We start from the raw sequence: 12,209 nt of genomic DNA on the forward strand, positions 1-12,209 counted from the left end.
CACCACCGGCATCGGCGCGGTGCTCAACACCGCCAAGGTCGAGGCCGGCGCCACGGTGGCCGTGTTCGGGCTGGGCGGCATCGGCCTGTCGGCGATCATCGGCGCAGTCATGGCCAAGGCCTCGCGGATCGTGGCAGTGGACGTCAACCCCGGCAAATTCGAAATCGCCAGGCAGCTGGGTGCCACCGACTGCATCAACCCCCTCGACTACGACCGGCCGATCCAGGAAGTCATCGTCGACCTTACCGATGGCGGCGTCGATTACTCCTTCGAGTGCATCGGCAACGTCAAGGTGATGCGCTCGGCGCTCGAGTGCTGCCACAAGGGCTGGGGCGAATCCATCATCATCGGTGTCGCCGGCGCCGGCGAGGAAATCGCCACCCGCCCCTTCCAGCTGGTCACTGGGCGGGTCTGGCGTGGCTCGGCCTTTGGCGGCGTGCGCGGCCGCTCCGAACTGCCCGGCTATGTGGAAAGGGCCCAGCGCGGCGAGATCCCGCTCGACACCTTCATCACCCACACGATGGGACTTGCCGACATCAACAAGGCCTTCGACCTGATGCACGAGGGCAAAAGCATCCGCACCGTCATCCACTACGACATGTGATCCAGCACCGTCGAATGCCCTCACCTCTGCCGGGGTGAGCTACTCGACTTTAGCGGCCGTCCTGACTGCGCACGAAAGCCCCCATGACCACACCCCTCATCCTCGTCTCCGAGAACCGCAGCTTCGGCGGCTGGCATCGCCGCTACCGCCACGCCTCCGCGGCCACCGGCTGCACCATGACCTTTGCGGTTTATCTGCCGCCCCAGGCGGAGGCCGGCCCCGTCCCGGCCCTGTACTGGCTGTCGGGCCTCACCTGCACTGACGAGAATTTCATGCAGAAGGCTGGCGCCCAACGGGTGGCAGCGGAACTGGGGATTGCCATCATCGCGCCGGACACCAGCCCCCGGGGCGACGGCGTGCCGGGTGACCCGGAGGGCGCTTGGGATTTTGGCCTGGGCGCCGGTTTCTATGTGGACGCCACCCAGGCCCCATGGAGCACTCACTACCGCATGCACGACTATGTGGTGAACGAGCTCCCCTGCCTGGTGGAGAAGCACCTGCCGGTAAGCCCGCGACGGGCCATCAGCGGCCACTCCATGGGTGGCCATGGCGCTCTGGTCTGCGCACTGCGCCATCCTGGCCGCTACCGCTCGGTATCAGCCTTCGCACCCATCAGCCACCCCATGGACTGCCCCTGGGGGCAGAAAGCGTTCAGCCACTACCTGGGCGCCGACCCGACCCACTGGAAAGCCTGGGACGCCTGCGAGCTCATCGCCCAGACCCAGGAGCGTCTGCCCCTGCTGGTGGACCAGGGTGAAGCAGACAACTTCCTCGCCGGGCAGCTCAAGCCCGAGGTTCTGGAAGCCGCCTGCACCGCGGCCGGCCACCCCCTCACCCTGCGCCGCCAGCCGGGTTACGACCACAGCTATTACTTCATCGCCAGCTTCATCGAAGACCACCTTCGCCACCATGCGGCCGCACTGAAAGACTGAAAAAAAGCCGCCCCTTTTGGGGGCGGCATCAAGGCACACTCAAACAGGCTGGGCCGGTTGTCAGCGCAGGAAAAGTAAGGGATCAGCGCTCGTCGAAACTGACCAGCAGACGTTTGCTGGTGGCACGGGCCTGGCAACTCAGGACAAAACCCTGAGCTACCTCGGCACCTTCGAGGGTGAAGTTCTTGTCCATGACCACGCTGCCATCCAGAACCTTGGCGCGGCAGGTGCAGCACACACCGGCCTTGCAGGAGAAAGGCAGGTCGAGGCCGGCATTCAAGGCCGCATCCAGCACGTGCTCGTCGGGGCCGATGGCGATCTCGTGCTCCTTGCCGTCGAGGACAACGGTCAGGGCGATGTCCTTGGCGGCTGCTTCGGCCTGGGCCGCTGCGGTGGCGGCACCCACCGGCTTGGCACCAGCGGGCAGGCCCACGGTGAAGCGCTCGGTACGCACCCGGTCGGCGGGCACGCCCGCCTCGACGAGGGCGGTCTCGGTGGCGGTGATCATCTCGTCCGGCCCACAGATGAAGACCTCGTCCATGGAACCGACGGGCAGCAGGGCCTTGATGATTTCCCGGACCTTGTCACCATTGATGCGGCCCTGGAGCAGGTCCACTTCCTGGGCCTGGCGGGACAGGACGTGAATCAGGGTGAGGCGGTCCCGGTAGCGGTCCTTTAGGTCCTGCAGGGCTTCGTTGAACATCACCGTGGACATGCGGCGATTGCCGTAGACCAGGGTGAATTTGCTGTCCGGCTGCTCTTCCAGGGTGGTGGCAGCAATCGACAGGATCGGCGTGATGCCCGAACCAGCGGCAAAGCCGACACGATGGATCGCACGCTTTTTCTTGATGGTGAAGCGGCCATCCGGCGGCATGACCTGAATCGTGTCGCCGGCCTTGAGGGAGCGGGAGGCCCAGTTGGAAAATACGCCCCCCTCCACCGGGCGGATGCCGATTTCCAGCTCACCCGCCCTGGCCAGGCGGCTGCGCGGGCTGCTGATGGAGTAGCTGCGGCGGACGTCCTGCCCGTCGATGGTGGCGCGCAGGGTCAGGAACTGGCCCGGCTCAAAGGCAAAACGGTCCTTGTCCGACTCGGGAATGGCGAAGGTGATGGCCACCGCGCCGGCCGCTTCGGGGCTGACCCGCTTGACGGAGAGTTCTTGAAAACGGAGTGCAGACATAGAGTGTCTCCTCTTGTGGGGTAGAGGTGAGGAGTGAGGAGTGAAGGAGGCCCCGGCCAACCCATGGGCGCTGACGATCACCAGCGCCCATGACATCAGGCAGTTCCCCTCACCCCTCTGTCCTCACTCCTGACCCTCATCAATACGGCTTGAAGTAATCGAAGGGCTCCTGGCAATCCAGGCACTTGTAGAGGGCCTTGCAGGCGGTGGAGCCGAATTGCGACGAGACCACGGTGTGGGTCGAACCACAGCGAGGGCAAGCCACCAGGTCGGTGGCGGCCGGTCTGCGTATGAACTGGATGACGTTGACTTCCTTGCGGGTGGTATGGGGAGGGGCGATGCCATAGACACGCAGCTTCTCCTTGGCCTCCTCGCTCATCCAGTCGGTGGTCCAGGCCGGGGCCAGACGGGTAACAACCCGCGCGGGAATACCCGCCTTTTCCAGGCAGGCCTTCACGTCGTCCTCAATCTGCCCCATGGCAGGGCAACCAGTGTAGGTGGGCGTGATGACCACTTCCACGCCTGCCGGCGTCTCCGTAACCTCCCGGAGGATGCCCAGCTCGCGCAAGGTCACCACCGGTATTTCCGGATCCGTCAGATGCTCGAGGGTGGCCCAGACCTGTTCCACGACTGTAGTCATGATCGCCGGCCTTACCAGGTCGCGCCGGGATGGGCGCGGGCCAGGCCCTGCATCTCGCCGAGCAGGTAACCCAAATGCTCGGAGTGACGGCCATGCTTGCCTTCCGGTACGTAGCCACGTCCCTGGGGACGGACCAGAGTGCCCTGGCCCAGGGTGTCATTCACGATGGCATCCCAAGCTGCACGCAGGGTCCGGACATCCACGCCGGCACCGCTGGCCACCGCGGCATCCTCGACGGCGCTGGGCGTCCAGAACTCTTCGGTGTAAGGGAAGAGGTGGTCGAGCGCAGCCTGAACACGCTGGTGAGACTCCTCGGTCCCGTCGCCGAAACGCACCACCCAGTCGGCGGCATGATGCAGGTGGTAGCGGGCCTCCTTGAGGGACTTGGCGGCAATCGCGGCCAGGTCGCTGTCGGAAGATTTTTCGAGGGCATCCCACACCAGCACCATCAGCGCGCCGTAAAGGAAATTGCGCACGATGGTAGTGGCGTAATCCCGGTCGGCCTTGGCGTAACCGACCAGCGGACCGTTGTGGGGCAGCTCCAGCAGGGTGTAGTTGCGGAACTGGGTGTCGTCCCGGAAGTAGGCCAGCTTGTCTTCGGTAGCGTCGCCGCCCAGGCGGGTGGCGGCCAGCTGATAGAGCAGGCGGGCCTGGCCAATGTAGTCCAGGCTCACGTTGCCCATGGCGATGTCCTCTTCGAGGATTGGGCCATGGCCGCACCATTCGGCGTTGCGCTGGCCCAGGACCACCGCGTTGTCCGCCAGGTGCAGGAGGTAGTCGGCAGGCGCGTTCATTACATGTGCCCCACTTCTTCAGGAATTTCGTAGAAGGTCGGGTGACGGTAGATCTTGTCGGCCGCCGGGTCAAACAGCTCACCCTTGTCATCCGGGTTGCTGGCGGTGATGGATGCGGAGGGCACCACCCAGATGCTCACGCCTTCCTGGCGGCGGGTGTACACATCGCGGGCCATGTGCAGGGCCTGGGCCGCGTCAGCGGCATGCAGGCTGCCACAGTGCTTGTGCTCGAGGCCCTGCTTGCTGCGGACGAAAACTTCCCAGAGGGGCCATTCCTTGAGTGCGGGGGTGGTCATGCTGCCTCCTTCATTGCGCGTTCTTGTTGCTTGCGGGCATAGGCCTGGGCGGCATCACGCACCCACTGGCCATCGTTGTGTGCCTTGACCCGGGTGGCCAGGCGTTCCTTGTTGCAGGGGCCGTTACCTTCAACGGTGTTCCAGAATTCGGCCCAGTCGATCTGGCCGTAGTCGTAGTGACCACGCGCCTCATTCCACTTGAGGTCTGGATCGGGCAGGGTCACCCCAAGAACCTTGGCCTGAGGGACAGTAGCGTCCACAAATTTCTGGCGCAGCTCGTCGTTGCTGATCCGTTTGATACCCCAGCGCATGCCCTGGGCGCTGTGCGGGCTGTCGGCATCCGGGGGCCCGAACATGGCCAGGCACTTCCACCACAGACGATTGACTGCGTCCTGGACCATGGCCTTCTGGGCCTCGCTCCCCTGCATCATCACCAGCAGGGCTTCGTATCCCTGGCGCTGGTGGAAGGACTCCTCCTTGCAGACGCGGATCATGGCGCGGGAATACGGGCCGTAGGAACAACGGCACAGGGGAATCTGGTTCATGATCGCAGCACCGTCCACCAGCCAGCCGATCACGCCCACATCGGCCCAGTTGAGGGTCGGGTAGTTGAAGATGGAGCTGTACTTGGCCTTGCCGGAATGCAGACCTTCAAGCATCTGCTCACGGCTGGTGCCGAGGGTCTCGGCGGCGGAGTACAGGTAGAGACCATGACCGCCCTCATCCTGAACCTTGGCGATCAGGATGGCCTTGCGCTTGAGACTGGGCGCACGGGAAATCCAGTTACCCTCGGGCAGCATGCCAACGATTTCACTGTGGGCATGCTGGCTGATCTGGCGGACCAGGGTCTTGCGGTAAGCCTCAGGCATCCAGTCCTGAGGCTCAATGCGGCCATCAGCTTCGATGCGGGCTTCGAAAGCGGCTTCCTGCTCGCTGGGGGCATTCGAGACGCTCGCCAGCTTCTTGCCGGACTCGTCCGGAATATCCATTGCCTGGGTGTACATCTGCTCTCTCCTTGCTAACGCCGGCCCGGGACATACCAGACCGGGATTCGTATTGCCTTCAAACTTGCTCGGGGTTCATCCACATGGGAGGACGCTTTTCCAGAAAGGCGGCAATCCCGTCCCTGGCCTCGTCGGTCGCCCGCTGGCGGGCAATCCGCATTGCGGTCTCTTCAGCCACGGCCGCATCGATCGGACGGCCTGCAACGGCGGCGATCAGCTCCTTGGCTGCCAGCTGGGCCTTCGGCCCGCCGGCCAGCAGGGGCTCCACGATGGCACCAATCGCGGCATCCAGCTGATCGACGGGAACCACTTCATTCACCAGACCAATGGCCCGGGCCTGGTCGGCCTTGATCCGCTCGGCGCTCTGGAAATAGCGCAGGGCATGGCGGGGACCAATGGCACGCAGCACGTAGGGACTGATGACCGCAGGGATGATCCCGAACTTCACCTCGGAGGTGGAGAACAGGGCATCCTCACTGGCCACGGCCATATCGCAGGCTGCGGCCAGGCCGGTGCCACCGCCAAGCGCGGCCCCCTGAACCCGGGCAATCGTCGGCTTGGACAGACCCGACAGGGTACGCAGCATGCCGGCGAAGGCTCGGGCGTCGGCCAGATTCTCGGCCTCGCCATAGGTGGAAGCGCGCTGCATCCAGTTCAAGTCGGCGCCGGCGGAAAAATGCCTGCCGCGACCGGCGAGAATGACCACACGCACGTGCTCATCTCCGTCGAGTTCGGCACATGCTTTGCCCAGATCGGCGATGAGCTGCTCATTGAAGGCGTTGAAGACTTCCGGACGATTCATCCAGATGGTCGCCACCGCGCCGGAGCGCTCGATCTCTAGAGTGGAATAGGTGCTTGCCATGCTGGCCTCGGTGATTTTTCTGGGACTGGCTGGCCTGCGGAGGGTCACCCCCGCAGGCCTTCTGCCATTACTGTAGGATGGTCCAGTCGCCGTTCCTCACTTCCAGCATGCGGAAGGAAGACAGGTCGAGACCCATGTGATCGGTGGGCGACATATTGACCTTGCCGCTGGTACCAATGAAGTTCTTGGTGCTTTCAATGGCGTCGCGGACCTTGGCCTTGTCGGTGGTACCGGCACGCTTGAGTGCATCCACGACGATCATCAGACCATCGTAGGCATAGCCACCAAAGGACGACACATCCTGCTTGTAGCGCTCCTTGTAGGCCTTGTCATAGGCAGTCACGACAGGCTTCTGGGGGTCATTGGCAGCCAGCTTTTCGGGGATAAGCTGGGCCGGGGACGGCAGGCGGACACCCTCTGCCGCCGGACCGGCAAGCTTCAGGAACTCGTCCGAGGCCACGCCGTGGGACTGGTACAGGGGCAGGGTGATCCCAAGCTGCTTGTAGTTCTTGGTGACGATGGCCGGGCCCTGACCGAGGCCGAACACGAACACGGCCTGCACACCCGGCACGTTCTTGATCTTGGTGAGCTGCGGGCTCATGTCGGTATCCTTGGGGCCATAAGTTTCGTTGGCCACCAGGGTGATGCCGTACTTGCCCGCAACCAGTTCGGTTTCCTTCTTGCCGGACTGACCGAAGCCAGAGGTTTCGGAAAGCAGCGCCACTTTGGAAAAGCCGCGCTTCTTGATGTCCTCAAAGACCTTCTCGGCCGCCATGCGGTCGGTATGGGGGGTCTTGAAGACCCACTTCTTGACCGGCTCAACGATCACCACAGCACCGGCCAGGGAGATGAAGGGCACGCCGGCACGCTCGACCAGGGGCACCATGGACATGGTGGAACCGGTAGTGGTACCGCCGATCAGCACGTCCACCTTGTCGTCGTCGATCAGACGCTTGGCAAAGCCGTTGGCCTTGTTGGCATCACTGCCGTCGTCGTAATGGATGAGCTGGAGCGGACGGCCAATCACTCCACCCTTCTTGTTGAGCTCTTCGACATAGAGCTGCAGGGTCTTCAGCTCGGGATCGCCCAGAAAGGCACCCGGGCCGGTGACGGACAGCACGGAACCGATCTTGATCGGATCGGCGGCGATGGCGGTGAGGCTGCCGATGGCCAGCGCAGCGCCGGCCAGGAAGGTCTTGAAGGCTTTTTTCATGGGTTGTCTCCTCTTTGGTTATTTAGTTGCTCAGAAGTGAGGTGTTGGGCGTAAGGAGGCCCCGGCTGGAGCCTGGCCCCCTCATTCCTTGAACCTGACTCCTCACACCCTTTCGATGATCATCGCGATGCCCTGACCCACGCCAATACACATGGTGCACAGGGCGTAACGGCCGTTGCGACGATGCAGCTCGTAGGCCGCGGTGGTCACCAAGCGGGCACCACTCATGCCAAGGGGGTGTCCCATGGCAATGGCGCCGCCATTGGGATTCACCCGGGCCTCGTCGTCGGCCAGGCCCAGGTCGCGCAGTACGGCCAGGCCTTGAGCGGCAAACGCTTCGTTGAGCTCAATGACGTCCATCTGGTCGAGGGTCAGGCCGGTCTGGGCCAGCACCTTCCTCACCGCGGGCGCCGGGCCAAAGCCCATGATCCGGGGCGGTACGCCGGCGGTGGCCATGCCAACCACCCGCGCCTTCGGGGTCAAGCCATGCTTGCCGGCAGCCGCTTCAGAGGCCAGCAGCAGGGCACAGGCACCGTCGTTCACGCCTGAGGCATTGCCCGCAGTGACGGACAGCTCGGGGCCGTTCACGCCCTTGAGCTTGGCCAGCATCTCGAGGGTGGTTTCGGGGCGGGGATGCTCGTCGGTGGTGAAGAGGACTGGATCTCCCTTCTTGCGGGGGATGTGCACCGGCACCAGTTCATCGCCGAACCGGCCAGCGGCGTGGGCCGCCGCCCAGCGCTGCTGGGAGCGCAGCGCAAAGGCATCCTGGTCGGCACGGGAGATGCCGAAATCGGCCGCCACGTTGTCGGCGGTCTGGGGCATGGAGTGGGTCTCGTAGAGCTTCTTCATCATCGGGTTGATGAAGCGCCAGCCGATGGTAGTGTCGTAAATGGCCGCCTGGCGGGAAAAGGCGCTTTCAGCCTTGCCCATGACGAACGGGGCACGAGACATGCTTTCGACCCCGCCGGCAATCATCAGGGAGGTCTCCCCGGACTTGATGGACCGGGCTGCCAGACCGACGGCGTCCATGCCGGAGCCGCACAGGCGATTGACCGTGGTACCCGGCACCTCGATGGGCAGTCCTGCCAGCAGGCCGGACATGCGTGCCACGTTGCGGTTATCCTCGCCTGCCTGGTTGGCGCAGCCGTAGATGATGTCCTCGACAGCCGTCCAGTCCACCCGGGAATTGCGCTCCATCAGAGCCTTGAGGGGTACGGCGCCCAGATCGTCGGCCCGCACGCTGGCCAGGGTGCCGCCATAGCGGCCGATGGGGGTGCGAATGGCGTCGCAGATGAATGCTTGAGTCATGTATTCGTTCCTTGTGCGCGAGGTCAGAGCTGCTTCGGACGCTGGTCGATCACGCGACGGGCCTTGCCGGTCTGGGTGCGGGGGATGGACTCGAACTCCATCACGTTCACCTTGGTGGTGATGCCGATGATGGTCTTGATATGGTGGGCGACACTGCGGCTGATCTCTTCGACAGCACTGCGCCCCAGGGTGCCGGACAGATCACGCTGCAGCTCGCAACGGATCTCCACGTTGTCCAGGTGGCCATCACGGGTCAGGACGATCTGGTAATTCCCGGTCAGGCGGGGTTCGCGGAGGATCTGCTCCTCAATCTGAGTCGGGAAAACGTTCACACCCCGGACAATCAGCATGTCGTCGGAACGACCGACAATCTTGTCCATGCGCCGGAAGGCACGAGAGGTGGGCGGCAGCAGGCGGGTCAGGTCACGCGTACGGTAGCGGATGACCGGGAAGGCTTCCTTGGTGAGGGAGGTGAACACCAATTCACCCTCTTCGCCGTCGGGGAGCACTTCGCCGGTTTCGGGGTCAATGATTTCGGGGTAGAAGTGGTCTTCCCAGATCACCGGACCATCCTTGGTCTCAATGCACTCACAGGCGACGCCGGGCCCCATCACTTCGGTCAAGCCATAGATGTCGATGGCGTCAATGCCGAGCTTGCGCTCGATCTCTGCGCGCATGCCCTGACCCCAGGGTTCGGCACCGAAGACCCCGATCTTCAGGGAAATTTCTTCCGGCTTGATGCCCTGGCGCTCGAACTCCTCAGCAACCACCAGGGAGTAGGACGGGGTCACCATGATCGCGTCGGGCCTGAAATCCATGATCTGCTGGACTTGCTTTTCGGTTTGGCCACCGGACATCGGCACGACGGTACAGCCCAGACGTTCGATGCCTGCATGGGCACCGAGGCCGCCGGTAAACATGCCGTAACCGTAGGCGTTATGCACCATGTCGCCAGGACGCACCCCTGCCGCACGCAGGGAGCGTGCCACCAGATCCGCCCAGTTGGACAGATCGCTCTGGGTGTAACCGACAACCACCGACTTGCCCGTGGTGCCGGAAGAGGCATGCAGGCGGCTCAGCTTGTTGCGCGGTACCGCAAAGAGCCCGAAGGGATAATGATCGCGGAGGTCGGACTTGGTCATGAAGGGGAACTTGGCCAGATCGGCCAGCGCCTTCAGATCATCCGGATGCACCCCCTGCTCGATGCACTTCTTGCGATACGGCTCGACATTGTCGTACGTGTGGCGAACGGACCACTTGAGGCGCTCCAGCTGGAGGGCCGAAATCTCGTCACGGCTGGCGGTTTCGATCGGGTCGAGCTCGCCCGGTTGGGGATGCTTCGCGGTCATGGGTATCTCCTCTCCGTTGTTCTGGAATACGTGTGTGCTGTTCAAGCCTTTTCAGCCTGGAGGCCGGCGATGACTTCGCCGGAAATCCGGTAGCTCTTGCCCCTGAAGAGGGCAATCGTCTTGTCGGAACTGTCCCGTACCGTCACGTCATAGACGCCGGTACGGCCCGATGCGGACATTTCGACGGCCTCAGCGGTCAGGGTGTCGTTTTCCTTGCCAGGGGCCAGGAAGTCGATGTGACAGGCGGAAGCCACCGTGTTCTTGTTGTAGCTGTTGCAGGCGTAGGCAAAGGCTGTGTCGGCCAGACTGAAGATCAGTCCGCCATGACAGATGTGGTGACCATTCACCATGTCGCCGCGGACCTGCATGGAAACACGGGCAAATCCTGGCCGTACTTCCTCGATCTTCAGGCCCAGGGCCTGGCCTGCCCGATCCCGGGACCACATGGCTTCGGTGACCGCCTGGGCAAGCGCCTGAGGCTCGGTGGGGATGAGCTGATCAGACATGGATGTTCTTTCCGGCCAGGACGTGCTGCTGAATCAGCGGAGAGACCCGGTAGCGGTCTTCACCGTAATGACTGGCCAGATTGGCCAGGACGCGAGCGACCAGCGGCAGGCCGGCACGATCAGCCCATTCGAGGGGACCACGGGGGTAATTGACCCCGAGACGCATGGCCGAATCGGCAGCCAGGGCATCGCAGACACCCTGATTGACCGCATCGGCAGCTTCGTTGGCCAGCATGGCCACCGTACGCATCACGGCAAGCCCGGGAATGTCACCCAGGCGGGAGACTGCAAACCCCGCGGCCTGCAGCAAGCCGATGGCGGCGCCCACAGCGGGGGCATAGCAGTTGATTGCTGCTCCGACGGCGATACGGGTGGCCGTAGCATAGTCGAGGGCCAGATCGATCAGCACCACGTTGTCGATGCCTTCCTCCACTGCCCGGCGGGTGGCCGTACGTCCATCGGTGATGAAGACCACGGCGCCACCCACCTCGGCAATGCGGCCATCGGTGGCCTCGCCCCAGGTGTAGGCCACGTTCCGCTCATAGAGACGGTCAGCGATGGCCTGGGCCACAGCGGACTCCCCATGAAGGACGATGGTGTCAGGCACCGCCTGGGCCACGGCACTCTTCGGCTCGGGGCGTACCGCACCTTCGCGGTAGTCATAAAAGCCACGCCCGTTCTTTCGACCATAGAAGCCGGCGTCCACCAGTTCCTGCTGGATCAGCGATGGAGTGAAGCGGGGATCGTGGTAGAAGGCATTCCACACCGAGCGGGTCACGGCAAAGTTCACATCATGGCCGATCATGTCCATCAGCTCGAAGGGCCCCATCCGGAAGCCACCAGCCTCACGCATCACCGCATCCAGGGTGGCACAGTCGCTGCCGCCTTCGTTGAGGATGCGCAGGGCCTCGGCATAATAGGGCCGGGCCACCCGGTTGACGATGAAGCCGGGCGTGGACCTGGCATGGACCGGAGTCTTGCCCCAGGCCGCCGCAGAGGCAAACAGGGTATCGGCCACGGTTTTGTCAGTCGCGAGGCCGGAGACGATCTCCACCAGGGCCATCAGCGGCGCCGGGTTGAAGAAGTGCAGACCAGCCAGACGCTCGGGGTGCCTCAGTGCAGCACCAATGGCCGTCACGGAGATGGACGAGGTATTGGTGCCGAAGATGCAGTCGGCAGCCACGATGTCTTCCAGATCCTTGTACAGGGTTTGCTTGGCCTGGAGATTCTCGACGATGGCTTCGACCACCAGGGCCGCATCGGCCAGATCGGTCAGCTGCTCGACAGCAATCAGGCGATCGCCGGCTGCCTGGGCTGCCTGGGCCGTCATGCGCCCCTTGTCAGCCAGTTTGCCAAACTGGGCCCGGATTCCGGCAACGGCCTTGGCTGCCGCCCCAGGGCGGTTATCCAGAAGCTTGACCACATGACCGGCAGCTGCAGCCACCTGGGCGATACCGGCCCCCATGGCACCGGTACCGACGACGGCAATCACCGCGGAAGTGTTGAGGGCAGTCGTCACGC

13 protein-coding genes are annotated in these 12,209 nt (G+C 63.7%); 2 read left to right on the forward strand and 11 right to left on the reverse strand.

Features of this window, described 5'->3' with window-relative positions; all coding sequences use genetic code 11:
- On the forward strand, nucleotides 1–604 hold a 604-nt coding region (locus tag PHD22_RS08520), incomplete at its 5' end, for a zinc-binding dehydrogenase (protein WP_299865068.1).
- Nucleotides 605–687: 83 nt separating this feature from the next.
- On the forward strand, nucleotides 688–1,536 hold the full coding sequence (gene fghA, locus PHD22_RS08525) for an S-formylglutathione hydrolase (RefSeq protein WP_299865071.1): 849 nt from the start codon (nucleotides 688–690) through the stop codon (nucleotides 1,534–1,536).
- An 82-nt stretch (nucleotides 1,537–1,618) separates the two neighbouring features.
- Here fghA and PHD22_RS08530 read toward each other — a convergent pair whose 3' ends face one another.
- The 11 genes from PHD22_RS08530 to paaH form a co-directional block, all read right to left on the reverse strand.
- A complete protein-coding gene (locus tag PHD22_RS08530) occupies nucleotides 1,619–2,716 on the reverse strand; it encodes a 2Fe-2S iron-sulfur cluster-binding protein (RefSeq protein WP_299865074.1) in 1,098 nt (365 codons plus the stop codon).
- 139 nt (nucleotides 2,717–2,855) lie between these two features.
- The gene (paaD, locus tag PHD22_RS08535) at nucleotides 2,856–3,356 is read right to left on the reverse strand and encodes a 1,2-phenylacetyl-CoA epoxidase subunit PaaD (protein WP_299865076.1); all 501 of its coding nucleotides are present in this window, start codon (nucleotides 3,354–3,356) and stop codon (nucleotides 2,856–2,858) included.
- An 11-nt stretch (nucleotides 3,357–3,367) separates the two neighbouring features.
- Nucleotides 3,368–4,150, reverse strand: a complete 783-nt coding sequence (gene paaC, locus PHD22_RS08540) for a 1,2-phenylacetyl-CoA epoxidase subunit PaaC (RefSeq protein WP_299865078.1) — start codon at nucleotides 4,148–4,150, stop codon at nucleotides 3,368–3,370.
- Nucleotides 4,150–4,446, reverse strand: coding sequence for a 1,2-phenylacetyl-CoA epoxidase subunit PaaB (paaB, locus tag PHD22_RS08545; RefSeq protein ID WP_299865080.1), 297 nt, complete (start codon nucleotides 4,444–4,446; stop codon nucleotides 4,150–4,152). Before paaB ends, paaC begins: the two co-directional genes overlap by 1 nt.
- Complete coding sequence (paaA, locus tag PHD22_RS08550) at nucleotides 4,443–5,450, reverse strand: 1,2-phenylacetyl-CoA epoxidase subunit PaaA (RefSeq protein WP_299865082.1); 1,008 nt, start codon at nucleotides 5,448–5,450, stop codon at nucleotides 4,443–4,445. The genes paaB and paaA overlap by 4 nt, the downstream gene beginning before the upstream one ends.
- Before the next feature lie 58 nt (nucleotides 5,451–5,508).
- On the reverse strand, nucleotides 5,509–6,312 hold the full coding sequence (locus PHD22_RS08555; protein WP_299865085.1) for an enoyl-CoA hydratase/isomerase family protein: 804 nt from the start codon (nucleotides 6,310–6,312) through the stop codon (nucleotides 5,509–5,511).
- Between the two features lie 67 nt (nucleotides 6,313–6,379).
- Complete coding sequence (locus PHD22_RS08560; RefSeq protein WP_299865086.1) at nucleotides 6,380–7,525, reverse strand: ABC transporter substrate-binding protein; 1,146 nt, start codon at nucleotides 7,523–7,525, stop codon at nucleotides 6,380–6,382.
- Nucleotides 7,526–7,627: 102 nt separating this feature from the next.
- On the reverse strand, nucleotides 7,628–8,833 hold the full coding sequence (pcaF, locus tag PHD22_RS08565; protein ID WP_299865088.1) for a 3-oxoadipyl-CoA thiolase: 1,206 nt from the start codon (nucleotides 8,831–8,833) through the stop codon (nucleotides 7,628–7,630).
- 23 nt (nucleotides 8,834–8,856) lie between these two features.
- Nucleotides 8,857–10,182, reverse strand: a complete 1,326-nt coding sequence (gene paaK / locus PHD22_RS08570; RefSeq protein ID WP_299865090.1) for a phenylacetate--CoA ligase PaaK — start codon at nucleotides 10,180–10,182, stop codon at nucleotides 8,857–8,859.
- A gap of 41 nt (nucleotides 10,183–10,223) precedes the next feature.
- A complete protein-coding gene (paaI, locus tag PHD22_RS08575) occupies nucleotides 10,224–10,688 on the reverse strand; it encodes a hydroxyphenylacetyl-CoA thioesterase PaaI (protein ID WP_299865092.1) in 465 nt (154 codons plus the stop codon).
- Entirely contained in the window at nucleotides 10,681–12,207 is a 1,527-nt protein-coding gene (gene paaH, locus PHD22_RS08580; RefSeq protein WP_299865094.1) for a 3-hydroxyacyl-CoA dehydrogenase PaaH, read from the reverse strand. Before paaH ends, paaI begins: the two co-directional genes overlap by 8 nt.
- Nucleotides 12,208–12,209 lie beyond the last annotated feature (2 nt).

The sequence above is a fragment of the Zoogloea sp. genome, from assembly GCF_028693495.1.
Taxonomy (GTDB): Bacteria; Pseudomonadota; Gammaproteobacteria; order Burkholderiales; family Rhodocyclaceae; genus Zoogloea.